At 61.9% G+C, this 19,323-nt stretch carries 14 protein-coding genes; 5 read left to right on the top strand and 9 right to left on the bottom strand.

Annotation, left to right across the window (positions count from 1 at the left end; all coding sequences use genetic code 11):
* Positions 1 to 23: 23 nt before the first annotated feature.
* The gene (locus RA19_RS20160; RefSeq protein WP_039166126.1) at positions 24 to 293 is read right to left on the bottom strand and encodes a glutaredoxin family protein; all 270 of its coding nucleotides are present in this window, start codon (positions 291 to 293) and stop codon (positions 24 to 26) included.
* Between the two features lie 309 nt (positions 294 to 602).
* Between RA19_RS20160 and serS the strand changes: the two genes are divergently transcribed.
* Positions 603 to 1,895: a serine--tRNA ligase gene (gene serS / locus RA19_RS20155; RefSeq protein WP_039166124.1), complete on the top strand. Its 1,293-nt coding sequence runs from the start codon at positions 603 to 605 to the stop codon at positions 1,893 to 1,895.
* Between the two features lie 73 nt (positions 1,896 to 1,968).
* Here serS and RA19_RS20150 read toward each other — a convergent pair whose 3' ends face one another.
* The 5 genes from RA19_RS20150 to RA19_RS20130 form a co-directional block, all read right to left on the bottom strand.
* A complete protein-coding gene (locus RA19_RS20150; RefSeq protein ID WP_241479111.1) occupies positions 1,969 to 2,493 on the bottom strand; it encodes a helix-hairpin-helix domain-containing protein in 525 nt (174 codons plus the stop codon).
* A gap of 108 nt (positions 2,494 to 2,601) precedes the next feature.
* A complete protein-coding gene (locus RA19_RS20145; RefSeq protein ID WP_039166607.1) occupies positions 2,602 to 3,555 on the bottom strand; it encodes a fatty acid desaturase in 954 nt (317 codons plus the stop codon).
* Between the two features lie 309 nt (positions 3,556 to 3,864).
* Positions 3,865 to 5,328, bottom strand: coding sequence for a ribosome biogenesis GTPase Der (gene der / locus RA19_RS20140; RefSeq protein ID WP_039166120.1), 1,464 nt, complete (start codon positions 5,326 to 5,328; stop codon positions 3,865 to 3,867).
* A 62-nt stretch (positions 5,329 to 5,390) separates the two neighbouring features.
* Entirely contained in the window at positions 5,391 to 6,713 is a 1,323-nt protein-coding gene (locus RA19_RS20135) for a PQQ-like beta-propeller repeat protein (RefSeq protein ID WP_039166118.1), read from the bottom strand.
* A 68-nt stretch (positions 6,714 to 6,781) separates the two neighbouring features.
* On the bottom strand, positions 6,782 to 7,453 hold the full coding sequence (locus tag RA19_RS20130) for a hypothetical protein (RefSeq protein ID WP_039166605.1): 672 nt from the start codon (positions 7,451 to 7,453) through the stop codon (positions 6,782 to 6,784).
* A gap of 288 nt (positions 7,454 to 7,741) precedes the next feature.
* Here RA19_RS20130 and RA19_RS20125 point away from each other — a divergent pair, with 288 nt between their 5' ends.
* Positions 7,742 to 8,989, top strand: a complete 1,248-nt coding sequence (locus RA19_RS20125; RefSeq protein ID WP_039166116.1) for an efflux RND transporter periplasmic adaptor subunit — start codon at positions 7,742 to 7,744, stop codon at positions 8,987 to 8,989.
* A complete protein-coding gene (locus RA19_RS20120) occupies positions 8,986 to 12,813 on the top strand; it encodes an efflux RND transporter permease subunit (RefSeq protein ID WP_039166114.1) in 3,828 nt (1,275 codons plus the stop codon). Before RA19_RS20125 ends, RA19_RS20120 begins: the two co-directional genes overlap by 4 nt.
* 66 nt (positions 12,814 to 12,879) lie before the next feature.
* Here the strand turns inward: RA19_RS20120 and RA19_RS20115 are convergent, their stop codons facing one another.
* Entirely contained in the window at positions 12,880 to 13,206 is a 327-nt protein-coding gene (locus RA19_RS20115) for a hypothetical protein (RefSeq protein WP_039166111.1), read from the bottom strand.
* Between the two features lie 202 nt (positions 13,207 to 13,408).
* Between RA19_RS20115 and RA19_RS20110 the strand changes: the two genes are divergently transcribed.
* A complete protein-coding gene (locus tag RA19_RS20110) occupies positions 13,409 to 14,740 on the top strand; it encodes an AcvB/VirJ family lysyl-phosphatidylglycerol hydrolase (RefSeq protein ID WP_039166110.1) in 1,332 nt (443 codons plus the stop codon).
* A 55-nt stretch (positions 14,741 to 14,795) separates the two neighbouring features.
* On the opposite strand, the gene RA19_RS26675 is transcribed toward RA19_RS20110, so the two are convergent.
* Positions 14,796 to 15,116, bottom strand: a complete 321-nt coding sequence (locus RA19_RS26675) for a hypothetical protein (RefSeq protein WP_152615836.1) — start codon at positions 15,114 to 15,116, stop codon at positions 14,796 to 14,798.
* Between the two features lie 84 nt (positions 15,117 to 15,200).
* Between RA19_RS26675 and RA19_RS20105 the strand changes: the two genes are divergently transcribed.
* Entirely contained in the window at positions 15,201 to 17,369 is a 2,169-nt protein-coding gene (locus tag RA19_RS20105; protein WP_039166108.1) for a methyl-accepting chemotaxis protein, read from the top strand.
* Between the two features lie 77 nt (positions 17,370 to 17,446).
* On the opposite strand, the gene RA19_RS20100 is transcribed toward RA19_RS20105, so the two are convergent.
* A complete protein-coding gene (locus tag RA19_RS20100) occupies positions 17,447 to 19,276 on the bottom strand; it encodes an ABCB family ABC transporter ATP-binding protein/permease (RefSeq protein ID WP_039166107.1) in 1,830 nt (609 codons plus the stop codon).
* Between the last annotated feature and the right edge of the window lie 47 nt (positions 19,277 to 19,323).

The raw sequence follows: 19,323 nt of genomic DNA, 5'->3' as shown, positions 1-19,323 counted from the left end.
TGCAAGCCCCCAAACTGTGCAATTCAACGCTTCCAGAACCGTTTCGGCTTGGGCTTTTGTGCCTTGAGGTGCTTCTTCAGGTCGGTAAAACCGCCAACCCTAACGCCATCGATGAAGATAAGAGGCGTTGTGGTGATGTGGTGCTTGTCTTTGAAAGCATCGGTTTCGCGGCGTGTTCGGAGGATGTGCTCCTCAACTTCGAACTTTTCGCGATGCAGAAGATCCCGGGCGGCTGTGCCATAGCCACAGGTGTAGTTGGGCAAATCCATGCGGTAAAGTACGGCCTTAGGCATCTGAGCAGTCCCTCTTGTTCCCGGCCGATTTCGGGTGTTGCCGCCTCTGGCGCAAGACCGGGTTGATCACTTTGGCGTGGGCTTGAAGCAGCTATTAGCCTGCCCCCTTTGCCGCGGTCCGCATTCCTGCTTTTTGGCTGCACTATTTGCATTTCCTAAAATAGAACTGATCCGGATTTCGATTTGCACAAGCTGCAACTCAGGAACAGTCTGGATCCACTAGGCTCCCCCCTCTTCCCCTTTCTTCACCCTTGCGTCATAGGATGGGTCTACTGATTCAAATACCATTCAACGCTAGGAGAGACTCTCATGCATGACATCCGCGCTATCCGCGAAAATCCTGCCGCTTTCGACGCCGCTGTGGCGCGGCGCGGGGATGCGGGCGTGTCGTCAGAGATCCTGGCGCTGGATGAGGCGCGCCGGGCCAAGATCCTGGCCGCGGAAACCGCTCAGGCCGAGCAGAACAAGGCCTCCAAGGAAGTCGGCGCTGCCAAGGGCCGCGGCGATGAGGCCGAGTTCGAGCGCCTGCGCGCTCTGGTGGCCGAAAAGAAAGCCGAAGTGGCGGCAATGAATGCCGAGGCCAAGGAGCTTGACCAGCAGCTGACCGATATGCTCGGCACCATCCCCAACCTGGCGCATGACGACGTGCCGCTGGGCGAAGATGAGGACGACAACGTCGAAATCCGCCGCTGGGGCGAGCCGAAAGCGCTCGATTTCGAGGCCAAGGAGCATTTCGAGCTCGAAGGCGTGAAGCCGGGCATGGATTTCGAAACCGCGGCCAAGCTCTCGGGCAGCCGCTTTGTGGTGCTGTCCGGTGCGGTCGCCCGCATCCACCGTGCCCTGGCGCAGTTCATGATCAATACCCATGTGGATGAGAACGGCCTGACCGAGACCTGGACCCCGGTGCTGGTGCGCGAAGAGATGATGTACGGCACCGGCCAGCTGCCCAAGTTCGGCGAGGACAGCTACAAGACCACCAATGGCTGGTGGCTGGTGCCGACGGCTGAAGTCACGCTGACCAATATCGTCAACGGCATGACGGTTGAGGAAGGCTACCTGCCGCGCCGCTATGTGGCCCACACCCAGTGCTTCCGCTCCGAGGCCGGCTCGGCCGGCAAGGACACCTCCGGCATGCTGCGCCAGCACCAGTTCGAGAAGGTCGAGATGGTCTCGGTCACCCATCCGGACAACAGCCTGGAAGAGCACAAACGGATGACCCGCTGCGCAGAGGACATTCTGGAGCGTCTGGGCCTTCCCTACCGCACCATTGTGCTCTGCACCGGCGACATGGGCTTTGGCGCCCGCAAGACCCACGACATCGAGGTTTGGGTGCCCGGCCAGAACACCTACCGCGAGATCTCCTCGGTCTCGGTCTGCGGTGATTTCCAGGCCCGCCGGATGAACGGCCGTTTCAAACCTGCGGACGGCGGCAAACCCCAATTCGTGCATACGCTGAACGGCTCCGGCCTTGCAGTGGGCCGCTGCCTGATCGCCGTGCTGGAAAACGGCCAGCAGGCCGACGGTTCGGTCCAGCTTCCCGAGGTGCTGGCGCCGTATCTTGGCGGCAAGCTGACCCTGACTGCCGAGGGCACGCTGGTCTGACCTTTCGCATTTGCCAAACAAGAACCGGCGCCTGTCCAGGCGCCGGTTTTCTTTTGCAAGCAGTGCGGTAACGCTACTTCTTCGCCTTCTTCTTTTTCTTCTGACCAGCTTTGCCTTTCTGGCTGTATTTGCCATCCAGGATCGCTTTGGCTTTGGCTTTTTCCCTTTCAATGGCTTTCTTCGCCTTGGCCTTCACTTTCTTGGCCTTTTGCTTTGCCTTGACCTGCGCTGCTGCGAATTCAACGGCCAGGGACGCCGCTTTGCGTTTGGCTTTCAGGGCCTTGGCTTCCGCTCTGGCGGCCTTTTCTTCCGCGGCGGCGCGAGCGGCCTCAGCCTCGGCGAGCCTGGCATCCATCTCGGCCTGGGTGGTTCTCGTACGTGCCGCGGCCCGGCCGGCATCCGGTTTGCCATTCACCCGTTTGGGCCCGGCCGGCGCTGCCTTAGCTCTCTGCAGGTCTTCTGTATGCGTTCTGGCCGCTTCTTTAAGGCTGGCTGCCCGATTGGTCCCGATACCGGGAATGCTGCGAAGCTGCGCAACCTCAAAAGCTGCCAGCGCCTCAACTGTCTCCACACCGTTGGCGAGCAGGATCTTGGCCAATGCCGGCCCCACTCCCCGCAATTTCTGTATCGGCGTCATGCCCGCTCTGCCCCCCCTATTTGCTCAGCTCGCTTACCATTCTTCTATGCAAGACTTGCACGGTTCCGGTCAGGCTGGGAAGGGGACCAGGTATTTTTTCTCTTCATCCCAAAGCTTTAAAGATAGCGCCCCCAAGGCTTCCCGGAACCCGATGCGGCGCAAGCCAAATTCGGGCGGCAAGCTGTAGTGGCATTTGCGCAGCCGGTAAGACGGAATACGGGCATTGTAGTGATGGATGTCATGCAGCGTGATATTTGCCACCGCCAGATCAAAGGCCCAGCCGAAATCAAGGCAAGAGGATCCCTGCAGCGCCGCCACCTGAGGATTCAGATCCGGGCGGCGGTCCCAATAGGTGTCTTCGAAGTTATGCTGCAGGTAGACCAGGAAAACCCCGATCATGCCTCCCAGAAAGGAGAAAACAAGCCAGATCCAAACACCTGTCATCCCGGCAGCCAGGTACAGCAGCCCCAGCATCGCGGCGATGACCAGATTGTGCAGCACAACGCCCAGTATCCCGAACTGCAGTGTATTCTTGGGCCAGCGGTATCGGATGAAATAGGTAAAAGCAGCCCCAACCGGCACCAGAACAAACGGGTTGCGGTACAGCCGGTAGGCCAACCGCTCCCAGAACCCGGCTTCCTTCCACTCCTGCAGGGTCATGGTGTGGATCTCACCAGTCTCCCGGTGTTCAAGGTTGCCAATGTTGGAATGGTGCAGGTTATGGTTCTGTTTCATCACCTCAAACGGCGCAAAGGTGAAGGGCGAAAGCACATGGCCTGCGATCTCGTTTTGCAGCCGGGTTTCAAACAGCGAATGGTGGCCGGTGTCGTGCTGCAGCACATAAAGGCGCACCGCAGCAAAGGCAAAAACCAGACCAGCAGGCAGCAGAATGTACCACTGGCCGGCAAATCCTATGGCAACGGCCAGCGCAGAGAAATAAACCGCAAAGGTTCCGCAATAGCTGAGCAGCGCCAGCCGGTTGTCCTTCGCTGTGAACTTGCGAGTATGCGCCCTCAGATCCATGTATTCGCTCATAAATTTTCTGTGTGACAGCCGTGCGAAAGGCACGGCTCATCCAAGGTTAAAATTCAGATAATCCCTGCCGACCCAAAGACAAGGCCGCCAGCCGGTAACATTACAACCAAGGGGGTAGCAAACCCGACCTGCAAAAGGAATGCGGCCGGTTGCACAAGCCGGCTTGCAGGCAAAAGACCGCGCAATTGCAGCGCAACGCAAAAGCGCCGCCCGTCAGGGCGGCGCCGGGCCCAACGGGGCTGGTGCATTCTTTTGAATGTGCCGGGCCGGGCGGGAGAACACCGCCCGTTTCCCAGGTTAGCTGCCAGGTTTCTTCAGATGCTTGGCCAAAGCACCGGCGTTCTTTTGCCGCTTGCCCTTGTAGGGGTTCTTGTCCCCCTGGCCGCGCATATACAGACGGATCGGCGTGCCCGGCATGTCGAAATCTTCGCGCAAGCCGTTGACCAGGTAGCGGTTATAGCTGTCCGGCAGCTTGTCCGGATGCGAGCACATCACCACAAATCCCGGCGGCCGGCTCTTGGCCTGTGTCATATAGCGCAGCTTGATCCGCTTGCCTTGCGGCGCGGGTGGCGGGTGCTGTTCCAGCATGCCAACCAGCCAGCGGTTCAGCGCCGCGGTCGGCACCCGGCGGTTCCAAACCCCATAGGCGCGCATAATCGCTTCGTGCAGCCGGTTGAGTCCTTTGCCGGTCTTCGCCGACACCGTCACCAAAGGCGCCCCGCGCAGCTGCGGCAGAAGTCGGCCAAAGGCCTCTTTCAGATCCCGCAGTTTTTCCTGCTTGTGCTCCTCGGCGTCCCATTTGTTGACCGCCACCACAACCGAGCGCCCCTCGCGCTCTGCCAGGTCGGCAATCCGCAGGTCCTGCTGCTCAAACGGGATGCTGGCATCCAGCAGCACCACGACCACCTCGGCAAACTTCACCGCCCGCAGGCCGTCAGAGACAGACAGCTTCTCGAGCTTCTCCTGCACCTTGGCTTTCTTGCGCATGCCTGCGGTGTCAAACACCCGCATCGGCACGCCTTCCCAATTGATCTTGAGCGAGATCGCATCGCGGGTGATCCCGGCTTCGGGCCCGGTCAGCAGCCGGTCCTCGCCCAGAATCCTGTTGATCAGCGTCGATTTACCCGCATTGGGACGGCCCACCACGGCCACCTGAAGCGGCTTGGCATCGGTTGGAACAGGAACGACCTCTTCCTCGTCCTCGCCGATTTCCTCATAGACCTCAACATCAGTGACCGGGGAATGATCCACCGCCTCGGCCTCGAATTTCTCCGCCAGCGGCTGCAGGAGGCCGTAGAGGTCGGGCATCCCCTCGCCATGCTCGCCGGACAGCCGCAGCGGCTCGCCCAGGCCCAGCCCGTAAGCTTCCAGAACGCCTGCCTCGGCGGCGTTGCCCTCGGCCTTGTTGGCGGCAAGGATCACATGCGCGGATTTGCGGCGCAGGATGTCGGCAAATATTTCGTCGGTCGGCGTGACGCCAGTACGGGCGTCGATCATGAACAGGCAGATATCAGCCATATCCACCGCCCGCTCGGTCAAGCGCCGCATCCGGCCTTCCAGCGAGTTGTCGGTGGCATCTTCCAGGCCCGCGGTGTCGATCACCGTGAACCGCAGGTCGCCCAGCCGCGCCTCGCCCTCGCGCAGGTCGCGCGTCACCCCCGGCTGATCGTCGACCAGGGCCAGCTTCTTGCCCACGAGGCGGTTGAACAGGGTGGACTTGCCCACATTGGGACGGCCCACGATGGCGAGGGTAAAGGACATCAGACCAACTTTCTGCGATTCAGACGCGCCCCATAGCGCATCTGTGCGGCAACCGCCAGAGCTCAGCGGTACGCCAGCAAGTCACCCTTGGAAGAAACCACGTACAATGTACGCCCGGCAACAACCGGCGCTGTGGTAGCACCGCCAGGCACATCGGCTGTCCGCAGCAGGCTGCCATCCTCAGGATTGAAGAACCGCAGGAAGCCGTCATTGGACGCAATGGCAATCTGCCCGCCTGCAAGAACCGGGCCATAATGCACATAAACCGCACCGCGCTTGCCGGGTTTGTCTTTCAGGTATCCGGGCAGATCAACAGCCCAGATCACCTCGCCGCTGTCCGCATCAAGGCGCAGCAGCTGGTTCTGATCGCTTACCTGGAACAGGCTGCCGCCCGCCACCCATGCGGTCCCCGAGGCACCTTCGCGCGCGGTCCACAGCCGGTCACCGGACTCCAGATCAAAAGCCACGGTCCGGCCCGAGTTGTTGCCCGCGTAAAGCCGCTTGCCCGAGACCACCGGCGCGCCGGTCACATCGCTGATCCGCGACAGGGTCTGGCCGGTGCGCTGGCCTGACACGGAAGCACTCCAGCGCCGCAGGCCGCCGCGGCGGAAGGTGGCAATCAGATCGCCAGAGCCAAAGGCAAAAATGGCAAGATCCTTGGTTACCACAGGTGCCGGTGCGCCAAGGATGTTCGAGGCCGAAGGCGAGGCTTCGATCTGCCATGCGATACGGCCGTCTTTGGCATTCAATGCCCAGCCGGTGTCATCGCCTGCCACCAAATAGACAAGCCCGCCGCTCACGCGCGGCTGTCCTGAGCCTGTAGCCTCCAGCTCCTGGCGCCAGATCAGGCTGCCATCCGAGGCATCCAGAGCCGTCAGCACTCCAAAGCCGGAAGAGATATAAAGCACACCGCTGTCATAGGCCAAGCCGCCGCCGGTCGCCTGGCCTTCGTCATCCGCAGCCGGGATCAGCTCGCTTTGCCACAGAACCTGCCCTTGGGGCGATACCCCAGACACCTGGGCCGCGCTGTCCAGCGTATAAATGCGCCCGCCGCCTACAACCGGCGCCGCAGTGATGCGCTGGCGGCGGCCATCGCCTTCGCCGATCGACGCGGACCAAACCTGCTGCGGCGCTGCGGACAATGCAGGATGCGCAGTCCGGCCCGCCTCGGCGCCATGCCCCTGCGCCCAATCCGCATTTGCGACCTGTTTCGGCAGCGCAATGGCGCGGGCCTGGTTCACCACATCCTCAGAAATCCCCGGACGGATGTCTTCACGCTCGCCGCGCAGGATGATTTCCTCCTCGGAGCAAGCGGCCAGGAGGACAGCAGCTGCGCTGCCGCACAAAAGCGCCCGTGCCCGGGAGAAAGTCTTGTTTTTTGTCATTACCCTGCCCTGTCTTCTGCCGTTTGTGTTCCGCAATGTCCCATCCGCGGAGCGCCTGACCCTTTGGGTTACCCCTCTGGCGCAGCAGCATCCCCGACGGTGCCGCCAAGCGCCACAATCACCTGAGTTGCCCGTTCTTTCAAGTCTGCACTGACAGCAGCATCCGCCGCGATCTCCTGCAGCCTCGCAATCGCTGCCTGGCTGTCGCCGTCCTCGATATCCAGCAATGCCAGCTGTTCCGAGGCCAGCAGCGCCAGCGGTGCCCCCGGCTGGGCAAGCGCCTCGTACTGCAGACGGCGGTCCGCGACGCTCAAGCTGCCTGCCTGCAGCGCCAATGCCTTGAAGCTGGCGATATTGCGGTAGATCAGCGGCAGTTCGCCATCAACGGCCACCGCCACAAGCTCGGCAACAGCCTCCGCGGTCTTCCCCGCCTCCGCCAAAGTTCCGGCTTTCAGCATCTTCAGAATGGCGGCACCGCCGCTGCTGTCTGCAGACACGGCTGCCAGCGCTTCGGCCTGCTTTTCGCTGCCATCGATTTCCAGCGCCGCTGTAATCGCGTCGCCCAAGGCCTCGGCGGCCGCCTGATCCTGGGCCTTGGTGTATTCCCGGAAGGCCGCGCCGCCTACGATCAGCGCCACTGCAACGCCGCCGATCCAGCCATAGCGTTTCAGAGTCAGGTAGAGCCGGTCGCGGCGGACCTCTTCGGTCACCTCATCGATAAAGCTGTCGGTATCGCTCATGAAAAGCCCCTGATATGCGCCGCCCGGGCCTGCGCCCAAGGTGGTATTGAATGCGTCGCGCCCCTCATACCCCGGCTCTGAGGCCAAGCCAAGTGGCCCATTTGCAGCAGATTTCCCTCCCTTCGGCGCAGAAAAGCAAGAAATGTGAACTGAACCACTTAGTTTAGAATGGACATCGCCTATATGACGTCTATCACATACGCGCGAGTCCCACCGTGATATGGCCCGGCCAGCCTGTGGCCGCAGCCGCTGCACAGGGGATCAGACAGGAAACAGGAAAGGCCCGACATGCGTATCGTTCCAATGCTGACAGCAGTGGTGGTGACAGCCAGCCTCTATATGGTTGTTATTCAGCGTGACGATCTGATGGCCTTTGCCAGGGGGGAAGAGCCTGCGGACGCGGCTCAGGCTGGCTCTGAAACGGCAACCGCGGCGCAGCCAGAGCTTGCCCAGGCCGAAGATTCGCGAGTCGGCGTGGTGGCCCTGCAAAGCAAGGCGCGCACGATTGGCAGCGCTGTGATCCTGCGCGGCCAGACACAAGCGATCCGCCAGGTCGAAGTGCGGGCTGAAACCACCTCTACCGTGATTTCCGAACCCCTGCGAAAAGGCGCGCAGGTCAAGGCCGGCGATCTGCTGTGCCAGCTGGACCCCGGCACCCGCCCCGCCATGCTGCTGGAGGCCAAGGCCCGCCTCAGCGAGGCCCGTGCCCGTGTTCCCGAGTCAGAAGCGCGTCTTGAGGAAGCCCATGCGCTGCTTAAGGAAGCCCGGATCAATCTGACTGCTGCCTCCAAACTGTCGGAAGGCGGATACGCTTCTGAAACCCGTCTGGCCTCGGCCGAGGCGGCGGAACGGTCCGCCGTTGCTGGCATTGCCACCGCGCAAAGCGGTCTGGAAACCACCCGTGCCGGTATTGAGTCTGCAGCTGCTGCGGTAGCCAGCGCACAAAAGGAAATCGACCGCCTGGCCGTCACCGCGCCGTTCGACGGCTTGCTTGAAAGCGACACCGCAGAACTGGGCAGCCTGCTGCAGCCTGGCAGCCTTTGTGGCACCGTGATCCAGCTTGATACCATCAAGCTGGTCGGCTTTGTGCCCGAGGCGGAAGTGAACAAGGTAACGCTGGGCGCAGATGCCGGGGCCGAACTGGCCACCGGCCAGCGGGTTCAGGGCAAAGTGACCTTCCTCAGCCGTTCTGCGGACCCGAACACCCGCACCTTTGAGGTGGAGATCACCGTTCCCAACCCCGACCTGAATATCCGCGACGGACAGACCGCGGATATCGCGATCTCCGCGGCCGGCCGACTGGCGCATAAGGTACCGCAATCGGCGCTGACCCTGAACAACGAAGGCCGGCTGGGCGTCAGGGTTGTCGGTTCTGACAGCACCGTTGTCTTCTACCCCGTACAGATGCTGCGGGACGAGGCCGACGGCGTCTGGCTTGGCGGCTTGCCCGAAACCGCGGATGTGATTGTTGTGGGGCAGGACTTCGTCACCGAAGGCGTCGCCGTAGCGGCCACCTACCGGGAGAGTGAACAGTGATCGGCATCGTCAATTGGGCCGCCGGCCGTGCCCGGATGGTTCTGGCCTTTATAGCAATCTCGCTGCTGGTCGGCGGGTTTGCCTATTCCATGCTGCCCAAAGAGGGTGAGCCGGACATCGAAATCCCGGCCCTGTTCATCTCGGTCCCCTTCCCCGGCATTTCCGCCGAGGACGCCGAATCCCTGATGGTCAAGGTGATGGAGACGGAGCTGGCCGACCTCGACGGACTCGACAAGATGACCTCCACCGCCGCCGAGGGCTATGCCGGGGTGGCGCTTGAGTTTGAATTCGGCTGGGACAAGACCGCGATCATGGCCGACGTCCGCGACGCCATGGACAAGGCCGAGGCGGAATTCCCCGAGGGCGCCGAGAAATACTCGATCACCGAGATCAACTTCTCGGAATTCCCGATCGTCATCGTCAACCTGACCGGCGCCGTGCCGGAACGCACGATGGCTCGTATTGCCAAGGACTTGCAGGACGATATTGAGGCGCTGGACGCGGTGCTGGAGGCCGGCATTGCCGGCAACCGTGACGAAATGGTCGAGGTGCTGATAGACCCGCTGCGGCTGGAAGCCTATAATGTCACCGCGCTGGAGCTGATCAATGTTGTGCAGAACAACAACCAGCTGATTGCCGCGGGTGAAGTGGAGTCCAGCCAGGGCGCCTTCTCGGTCAAGATCCCCTCCTCCTTTGACGACGTGCAGGACATCTACCGGCTGCCGGTCAAGACCAACGGCGACCGTGTGGTCACTCTCGGAGAACTGGCGCAGATCAACTTCACTTTCGAGGACCGCGAAGGCACCGCACGTTTTAACGGTGAGGACACGGTGGCGCTGCAGGTGGTCAAGCGCAAAGGCTACAACCTGATCGACACCGTCAATCTGGTGAAGGAGACCATCCAGGCCTCCAAGGCCAAATGGCCGCCAGAGCTGCAGGCCGCGGTCGAGGTCGGCACCTCCAACGACCAAAGCCGGGTTGTCGGCTCAATGGTCAGCCAGCTGGAGGGCTCGGTCCTGACCGCGGTTGCGCTGGTGATGATCGTTGTGCTCTCCGCGCTTGGCAGCCGTGCTGCCCTGCTGGTGGGCTTTGCGATCCCCACCTCTTTCCTGCTGTGCTTTGCCTTCCTCGCGCTGATGGGCGTCACCATTTCCAACATGGTGATGTTCGGCCTGATCCTTGCTGTGGGCATGCTGGTCGACGGCGCCATCGTGATTGTGGAGTACGCCGACAAGCGCATCAAGGAAGGCACCGGCCCGATGCACGCCTATGTCGAGGCGGCGCAGCGGATGTTCTGGCCGGTGGTTTCATCGACCGCGACGACGCTCTGCGCCTTCCTGCCCTTGCTGTTCTGGCCCGGTGTTCCGGGCGAGTTCATGGGCATGCTTCCGGTCACCATGATCTTCGTTCTGTCCGCCTCGCTGGTGGTCGCACTGATCTACCTGCCGGTGATGGGCGGTGTCACCGGCCGCATCAGCCGCACCTTCGAAGGCGCCTCCCGCGCGCTGCGCATGATCGCGCCCTGGTGGCTGCGTGCCGCTCTGGTGCCGTTGCCGATGTGGGGAATGTTCGCCGGCGCCATGCAGATGCTGAACCCGGCCTACCTGCTGGGTGCAGGCGCGGGCATGGGCGGCGTACTGTTCGGAGGCCTGATTTTTACCCTGTCGGCCTTTGCTGCTTCCATCACTCTCAGCGCTGCCAAGATCGAACGCGAGCAGAAGGAAGCCGCTCCCGGCTACCGCCACACCCCGTTCGGCCATGTGATCAAGTTCATCGCCGGCAACCCGGTGATGCCGGTTGTGACCATTGCAGCCGTTGGTTTTGCCATCATGTCAGTTTTCGCGGCCTACGGTGAAAACAACCGCGGCGTCGAGTTCTTCGTGGATTCGGAACCGGAACAGGCCTCGGCCTACGTCCGCGCCCGCGGCAACATCTCGCTGCACGAAAAGGACGTGATGGTCCGCGCCGCCGAAAACATCATCATGCAGCACCACGCGGTGATCAACGTTTTCTCCTTTGCCGGCGACGGCGGCCTCAACACCGACAGCTCCGGTGCCCAGCTGCCTCCGGACACTATCGGACAGGTCCAGTTTGAGATCATCCCCTGGGAGGACCGGCCCACCCAGACCGAGCCTCTGGGCGGTTGGTTCGGCGGGCTGCTGACCGAATACCTGGGCGTTGAAAAGGAAATCATTGCCGAGGAATACGGTGGCAACACCGTGCTGGACGAGCTCAACGCCGAACTGGCCAAGCTGCCCGGTTTCGAGGTCGAGGTCCGCGCCCTGGCGCAGGGCCCCGCCACCGGCAAACCAGTGCACCTGCGCCTGCGCGGCGACGGCTGGGAAGATCTGACCTCCGCCACTCTGGCCGCGCGGGAGCATTTCGAGAGCGTCCCGGGCCTGATCCTGATCGAGGACAGCCTGCCCCTGCCCGGCATCGACTGGCAGATCGACGTCGATGTCGAGAAAGCCGGCCGTTACGGCGCCGATGTGGCCACTGTAGGCGCCATGGTTCAGCTGGTCACCCGCGGCATTCTCCTGGACACCATGCGGGTCGACAGCTCGGACGAAGAGATCGAAATCCGCGTCCGCCTGCCCGAGCAGGACCGGGTGCTGTCGACGCTCGACAACCTCAAGGTCCGCACCGCGGATGGGCTGGTGCCGCTGTCGAACTTCATCACGCGCAAGCCGGTGCCGAAGCTGGCCCAGATCAACCGGATCGGCCAGGAGCGTTATTATGACGTGAAAGCGGATGTGACTGCCGGCCTCAGCAAAGTCGAAGTCCAGGACTCGGACACCGGTGAGGTAACACGGCTGGCCCTGCTTAAGGAACTACCCGAAGGCAACGCTGCGGCTGGCGAAACGCTCACTGCCCCAAACGGCAGCACGCTGGAACTGGTTCATCTGACGGGCGCCGAAAGTTTTGACGCCGTGCTCACTGCATTGGAAGATGATGCCAGGATCGTCCCGGTGAACCCGAACGAGCGGATCGCCGTCATCACCGAATGGCTCGAAACCAACCCGCTGCCGCGCAGCATTTCATGGGAATGGACCGGCGACCAGGAGGAGCAGGCGGAATCCGGTGCCTTCCTGTCCAAGGCCTTTGCCGGCGCCCTGGCCTTGATGTTCGTGATCCTGCTGGCCCAGTTCAACAGCTTCTACAACTCGGTGCTGGTGCTGCTGGCGGTGGTGCTGTCCACCACCGGGGTGCTGATCGGCATGCTGGTGATGAACCAGCCGTTCTCGATCATCATGACCGGCACCGGCATCGTGGCGCTGGCGGGCATTGTGGTGAACAACAACATCGTGCTGATCGACACCTATCAGGAGTTCAGCCAGAAGATGCCCCGGATCGAAGCGATCATCCGCACTGCCGAGGCCCGCATCCGCCCGGTGCTCTTGACCACCATCACCACGATGGCCGGCCTGACGCCGATGATGTTCGGGGTCAGCCTCGACTTCATCAACGGCGGCTATTCGATCGACAGCCCCACCGCGCTGTGGTGGAAACAGCTGGCGACCGCAGTGGTCTTCGGCCTGGGCATTGCAACCGTGCTGACCCTGGTGCTGACACCGTCGCTGCTGGCGCTGCGGGTGTGGTTCTCCACCTATATGCGGGCCCTTGGCCGGGCACTGTCGCGGATCACCCGCGGCCGGTCCAGCCGCATCGCCCAGGACAGCCGCCTGTTTAAAAAGGCGCGCAAGCTGCCCTCCACTGAGATCCAGTGGGTCGACGAGCCGGCAGCACGGCAGTCCGGCTCCACGGCCGCAGAGGACGAACCCGAACCGCCACTGCCGCAAGGCAGGTTGCGCGCTGCCGAGTAACACAAAAAAGCCCCGCTCCGGCGGGGCTTTTCGCTGCTGCAGCCAGCTTCGGCCAGCAGGCAAAACTCAGTCGGTAAAGGTGTATTCACCCAGATCGCACAGATCGAGGCCGAAGTCCTCGGCCTCGGACCCGTCCGAGAATCCGCCGCGGATGTCGTAAACGCAAGTGGTCGCACCGTCGGCGATCTCAACGTCAATCTCGTAACCCGGCGCCAGATAGCCGCCTTCAAGAAGGTTTTCTTCCCAGCTGTCCGAAGACGCAGGCGACACGTTGAACTCCACAAGGTCAGCGCTGCTTTCATTCACCAGAAGGAATTGCAGATCCTCGGCAAAGGCCGGGGCTTGGAAGGCCAGCAGAGCAGCCGCGGCGGCGGCGGGCAGAAGTTTCTTCATCAATTCGTCCTTTCAGCCGGGCCGCACGGCGCCATGCCGCAGGTCCCGGAATAGATGCACTCTAGATGTACCACTGCACCGGTCAATGGGGAAACCGGCTGGTGGTTTCCCCGGCCCCTTTGCCCGGCGCACTGTTCACGCTTCCGCAGGGAAGATCTGATAGCTGCAGACAGAATTGGACAGCAACCTGCGGGAGAGTTACATGGCACGCCAACAGATCGTCTTGAAAGGGTTTGCTGCCGCCGCTGCACTGCTGTTGCTGGCCGCGGGAACCTACTACAGCCTCGGGCCTGACCGTACGGCAGCCCCCGCCGAAGCTATCGCCGTGATCGCTCCAGATGGCAAGGAGGCCCGTTCAACAGCACTGCTTGTGACCGGTGCCGGGGGCTGGGAAGGGGAACTGCAGGCCCGGGCGGAGCGTTTGTCGGAAATGCACACCCTGGTGATCGCCGTCGACGGGCCCGCACTGCTGGCCCGGGCCGACGGCAATTGCGCCGCTGCCGCGCCGCTTCTGGCAAATCTCGCCCGCCGCCTTCAGCAGCAAAAGGGCGCCCGCGCCCGCACCCCGGTGCTGACCGGCTATGGCGACGGGGCGGCGCTTGCCTTCTTTGCAGCCGATGCAGCGCCCGGACTGTTCAAAGGTCTGGTGACAGTCGGATTCGACGCCGCGCAAACCATATGCCCGGGAACGGCGCTGCAGGATGCCCGGGCAAGCAAAGCTCCGCTGCGCTGGCTGGACATTGCCGAGCCGGGCCTAACCTCTGCCGCCGAAGACATCGCCGGCGCGACCGCAGTGGAGACAGGCCCCGAACCCCGCCGCACATTCTATCAAAGCTACCTAAGGCTGGCAGGCACCGATCACGCCTTTGACACCGGAACGGCAGCCAGCGGCAAAGATCTAGACGGGCTGCCGCTTACCATCCACCAGGACCCCGGCGCCCCCGTCAGCGACACTTATGCCATTTTCCTCTCGGGCGATGGCGGCTGGGCAAATTTCGATGAGCAAGTGTCAGACCGGCTGGCGGCGCGCGGCATCCCTGTCGTTGGCATTTCCAGCCTGCGCTATATGTGGCGGGAAAAGCAGCCCGCCCAAATCGCCGCTGACCTGGCCCGCATCGATGCGCATTTCCGCCCGGTCTTTGGCCGCAGCAAATTGCTTCTTCTTGGTTTTTCCCTCGGCGCCAACACCCTGCCCTTTGCGGCCGCCGAACTGCCCGCGGAACTGCGCGAGCGTTTGGCCGGTGTCGGCCTGATCGCACCCGAGACCCGCACGGGCTTTGAAATCGTGGTCGGCGGCTGGCTGGGCCAGCAGACCGGTTCGGTGGCGGTTGCCCCGGCGATTGAGGCGCTCTCTGCCAGCTTGCCGCCGGAGCGGGTGTTTTGCCTTTATGGCAGCCGGGAAACCGTCAGCGCCTGTCCCCTTGCCCGGCTGCCGGGTATGCAATTGGTGGAGTTTGAGGGCGGCCATCACCTTGGCAACGATCACGACGGTATCGTCCGGGTCCTGGCGGCCGTTGAGCGCGCCAGCAATTGAGCCTGTAACTAATTGCGCCCCGGGCGGCGGCAGCTATCCCGTTGTCTTCCTGCGCTCACGCAAAACTCACAGAATAGAAATTCAACAAATTAACAAATAAAGAATCCACCCCAATAAAAACGTTCAATTTGAGCAAATAAGAAGGCATCCCGCCAGTTCCATTCAAAGGAGCCGCCAAAAACAACAACATTACCTCAAGACTCTGTTTTACATACATAATTCGACCAAGATCGCTCAACGAAACAAAACAATCCGATTTCCTAGACGCATCAATTGAGCCATTTGCGCCACTTAACGATGAAAAATGACGCATATCACCGAGGCTTATCACAAGCCTGATGCGCTCGCCCTTACCCAGGCGAATTGCGGAATTCACGTTATGTTATCGTTTACATGTAAATGAAAATTCGGAGCCAAAACTTTCCCGCTCCAGGTGTTCTTTCTTGTTAGGGAAAAGAAAATGTCATTACGATCGCAAATTCTGGCGCTGATCGCGATCCCGTTTATCGCCTTGGCCGGCATCGGCGGGTTCAAGGCGCTCGCTGACTGGGGACGGTTCCAAGCCGCCCAAGTCACACAGGCCGGAACCCAGGAATCCGTGGCCCTGATGAAAGTGGTCCACTATCTGCAAGTCGAACGCGGTTTGTCAGCCGTCTACCTGTCCTCCGGCGGTGAATCCGGAGCCTCTGACCTGGAAAGCACCCGGGTCAAAGCGGATCAGGCTATTCAAAACGTTCCGGAGACTGCGGCCGGCACGCTGAAGCATCTGAACGGTCTCGGCAGTTTGCGCAATTCCGTTACTGCGCTTGAACTCAAGCCTGGTCAGATGGGCGCGCAGTATTCCGGCGCCATTGCAAATGTTCTGCAAGACGTCAGCACCCAGCTGCTGCACCAGGAGAACGCCGAACTGGGACAGCTCAGCTCGGGCCTGGTCAGCCTGGCGTACGCCAAGGAAGCCGCCGGCCAGCAGCGCGCAGCGGGTGCCGCAGGCTTTGGCAACGGCAGCTTCAACTTGAACATCTACCGCTGGTACAGCCGCACCGGCGCTGTCGAAAAGCAACTGCTCGACATTGCAGGCCTCGCCCTGAACAGCATGCTGCCGGGCCTGAACATCCGCAAGGGACTGGAGCCCACCGGACTGCCCGGAATCCGCGAGCAGGTTCTGGAGGCCGGCCCCAGCAACCCGGCGCCGTCCTATACGTCCCGCGACTGGTTCGACCGGGCAACCAGCTGGGTCAGCTCTCTTCACGGTGTGGAGAACACCGTCGCCGACGCCATGATGGCGATTGCCGCAGAAGAAGCCTCCAACGCCCGTCAGGCGCTGATCATCACCCTGGCAGCTGTCGCGGTCTCCCTGATCGCCAGCGGCATCATCGGCCTGCGCCTGATCACTGCTTTCACCAAGCAATTCGGCGCCCTGCAATCGGACCTGGACAAGCTCGCCCGTAAGGAGTTCGACTTTGAACCTGCCTTCCTGCAGTCGAATACCGAAGTCGGCAAACTCAGCCGCTCGATGGAGCAGACCCGGGCGGCCCTGGCAGAGGCCGAGGACAAACTGGCCTCTATCGAAGCCAGCCGCATCGCCGACCGCGGCGCTGTTGTCGGCAAGCTGGACGACCATCTCGCCCGCCTGTCCAGCCGCGATCTTGAATGCACAATCAATGAGGCCTTCCCGGAGGAGTATGAAGACCTGCGCAAGAGCTTCAACACCACCGTGGAGAACTTGAAGGAAACCATTGAGCAAGTGATCTCGGCTACCGGCAGCATCCATAATGGCGCCACCGAAATCAGCACAGCATCGGACGATCTGTCCAACCGCACCGAAAGCCAGGCGGCCACGCTGGAGCAGACCGCCGCTGCGCTGGAGGAGCTGACCGCATCGGTGAAATCCTCGGCCGAGGGCGCGCGCGATGTCGAGAAGACGATGCAGGAAGCCCGCCGCGAAGCTGAATCCAGCGGTGAAGTGGTTCAGAATGCGGTCGCTGCTATGACCGAGATCGAGCAGTCTTCGATCAAGATCTCTCAAATCATCAGCGTGATCGACGACATTGCCTTCCAGACCAACCTTTTGGCGCTGAATGCAGGTGTTGAAGCTGCCCGCGCAGGCGAAGCCGGCAAAGGCTTTGCGGTGGTTGCATCGGAAGTGCGCGCTCTGGCACAGCGTTCCGCCGATGCCGCAACCGAGATCAAGGCGCTGATCGGTGACAGTTCGAAACACGTCAAGCAAGGTGTTGAACTTGTTGGTGAAACTGGCGACGCACTGACCAACATTGCGGGCCGGGTCAACAAAATCTCAGAGCTGGTCACCAACATCGCCGAAGGTGCATCCGAACAGTCCACCGGGCTTTCCGAGATCAACACCGGGGTCAGCCAGCTGGATCAGGTGACCCAGCAAAACGCCGCGATGGTCGAGGAGGCCACTGCTGCCGGCCATATGCTGCACAGCGACGCCAGCAAGCTGGCCGATCTGATGGGGCAGTTCAAAATCGCCGGTGTGGCTGTTTCGTCAGCCCGCAAGCCAGCGGCAGCGGCACCCGCCGTCCCCAGCGCACATGGCGGCGACATGGATTTCGAAGCGGCACTGCCGATGCCTGCCCAGGCGGCCAATGCCAAATGGGACGATTTCTGACCGCAGCCTGCGATCAGCAAGCAACAACCAAGGCCGGTCCCAGGACCGGCCTTGTGCATTCCGGCAGACGGGTTCCGTCAGGCTGCATCCTGATCGGCTTGCTGGCGCTGCCACAAGCGGGCATAGCGCCCCTGCCGGGCCAGCAGGTCTTCGTGCGTTCCCGTCTCGGCAATCTCTCCCTGTTCAAGCACCACGATCCTGTCGGCCTCGGCAATCGTAGACAGCCGGTGGGCGATGGTGATCACCGTGCGCCCCTGCCCGGCCCGCGCCAGTGCTTCCTTGATCTCTTGCTCGGTGTCGGTGTCCAGCGCCGAGGTCGCCTCGTCCAGAAGCAGCACCGGGGGGTTCTTCAGCAGCGTCCTGGCAATTCCCACCCGCTGCTTCTCGCCGCCCGACAGCTTCAGCCCGCGCTCGCCCACCTGGGTGTCGTAGCCATCGGGCAGGCCAGTTATGAAGTCGTGGATCTGCGCATCCCGCGCGGCCTGTTCGACGTCTTCCTGAGTTGCACCGTCCCGGCCATAGGCGATGTTGTAGCGGATCGTGTCATTGAACAGCACGGTATCCTGCGGCACCACGCCGATGGCCTGATGCAGGCTTTGCTGCGTCACACTGCGCACGTCCTGGCCATCGATTTTAAGCACCCCGCCAGTGACATCGTAAAAGCGGAACAGCAGCCGTCCGATGGTCGACTTGCCGGAGCCGGTGGAACCGACAATGGCCACCGTCTGACCAGGCTCGGCTTCCAACGACACGCCTTTCAGGATCTCCCGGCCCGGCTCATAGGCAAAGCGCACATTCTCCAGCGTGATCCGGCCGCCGTTCACCTTAAGTTTCGAGGCATCCGGCCGGTCGCTCACATCCGCAGGCTGCTCCAAAAGGTCGAACATTTCGCCCATGTCGACCAGGCTCTGGCGGATTTCGCGGTAGACGGTGCCGAGGAAGTTCAAAGGCACGGTGATCTGGATCATGTAGGCATTGACCATGACAAAATCGCCCACGGTCAGCGCGCCTTTTTCAACCCCGATGGCCGCCATAACCATAACGCCAATCAGGCCGGCCGTAATGATCACACTCTGCCCGAAATTCAGAGCCGCCAAAGAATAGGCGGTTTTCAAGGCTGCCTGCGCATAGCCCCGCATTGCGCCGTCATACCGCGCCGCTTCGCGCTCTTCGGCGACAAAGTATTTCACGGTTTCAAAATTCAGCAGGCTGTCGATGGCTTTCTGGTTGGCGTCGGTGTCCTGCTTGTTCATTTCCCGGCGCAGCTTTACCCGCCACTCGGTCACCGCAAAGGTGAACCAGACATAAAGCCCGATCGTGACAGCCACCACCGCAAGGTACCAAGCGTCGAACAGCACCGTCAGGATCACCGCAACCAGTGTCAGTTCCAGGATCAGCGGGCCGATGGAAAACAGCATGAAGCGCAACAGGAACTCGACGCCTTTCACCCCGCGCTCGATAATCCGGCTCAGACCGCCGGTCTTGCGGGTGATGTGATAGCGCATCGACAGTTTGTGGATATGGGTAAAGGTCTCCAGCGCCAGGCGGCGAAGCGCCCGCTGCCCGACGGGGGCAAAGACCGCATCGCGCAGCTGCTGGAAGCCGGTGGTCAGGATCCGCGACATGCCATAGGCCACTGTCAGACCGACCGCGCCCAAAGCCAGCGGCGGCACACCCTCGCCCGCCAGGCTGTCCACTGCCCCCTTGTACAGCATAGGCGTATAGACAGCGATAAGCTTGGCGGCCACCAGCACCGCCAGCGCCAGCACCACCCGCAGCTTCACGGCGCGGTTGCCTGCGGGCCACAAATACGGCCCCACCTTGCGCAGAGTGCGCAAGCCCGAGCGGCGTTCTTCTTCGGCGAGGTCTGCTTGCGTCGGCGCTGAGGCCTGATCGGTCTGGGTCATGGCTTATCCTGGCTAGACCCTCTGAGATACGCACCCGTTCACGGATT

This window comes from Leisingera sp. ANG-M1 (genome assembly GCF_000813745.1).
Classification (GTDB): domain Bacteria; phylum Pseudomonadota; class Alphaproteobacteria; order Rhodobacterales; family Rhodobacteraceae; genus Leisingera.
Note: the sequence above shows the minus strand (reverse complement) of the source record. Positions and strands in the feature narration are given on the sequence as shown.

What these genes read in the sequence shown, in the direction of transcription:
- der (WP_039166120.1), bottom strand. Translation starts at nt 5,328, where the DNA reads ATGTCCTTTACCCTCGCCATCGTGGGCCGTCCCAATGTGGGCAAGTCC.
- RA19_RS20100 (WP_039166107.1), bottom strand. Translation starts at nt 19,276, where the DNA reads ATGACCCAGACCGATCAGGCCTCAGCGCCGACGCAAGCAGACCTCGCC.
- RA19_RS20115 (WP_039166111.1), bottom strand. Translation starts at nt 13,206, where the DNA reads ATGAAGAAACTTCTGCCCGCCGCCGCCGCGGCTGCTCTGCTGGCCTTC.
- RA19_RS20105 (WP_039166108.1), top strand. Translation starts at nt 15,201, where the DNA reads ATGTCATTACGATCGCAAATTCTGGCGCTGATCGCGATCCCGTTTATC.
- RA19_RS20130 (WP_039166605.1), bottom strand. Translation starts at nt 7,453, where the DNA reads ATGAGCGATACCGACAGCTTTATCGATGAGGTGACCGAAGAGGTCCGC.
- RA19_RS20135 (WP_039166118.1), bottom strand. Translation starts at nt 6,713, where the DNA reads ATGACAAAAAACAAGACTTTCTCCCGGGCACGGGCGCTTTTGTGCGGC.
- RA19_RS20110 (WP_039166110.1), top strand. Translation starts at nt 13,409, where the DNA reads ATGGCACGCCAACAGATCGTCTTGAAAGGGTTTGCTGCCGCCGCTGCA.
- RA19_RS20125 (WP_039166116.1), top strand. Translation starts at nt 7,742, where the DNA reads ATGCGTATCGTTCCAATGCTGACAGCAGTGGTGGTGACAGCCAGCCTC.
- RA19_RS20160 (WP_039166126.1), bottom strand. Translation starts at nt 293, where the DNA reads ATGCCTAAGGCCGTACTTTACCGCATGGATTTGCCCAACTACACCTGT.
- RA19_RS20145 (WP_039166607.1), bottom strand. Translation starts at nt 3,555, where the DNA reads ATGGATCTGAGGGCGCATACTCGCAAGTTCACAGCGAAGGACAACCGG.
- serS (WP_039166124.1), top strand. Translation starts at nt 603, where the DNA reads ATGCATGACATCCGCGCTATCCGCGAAAATCCTGCCGCTTTCGACGCC.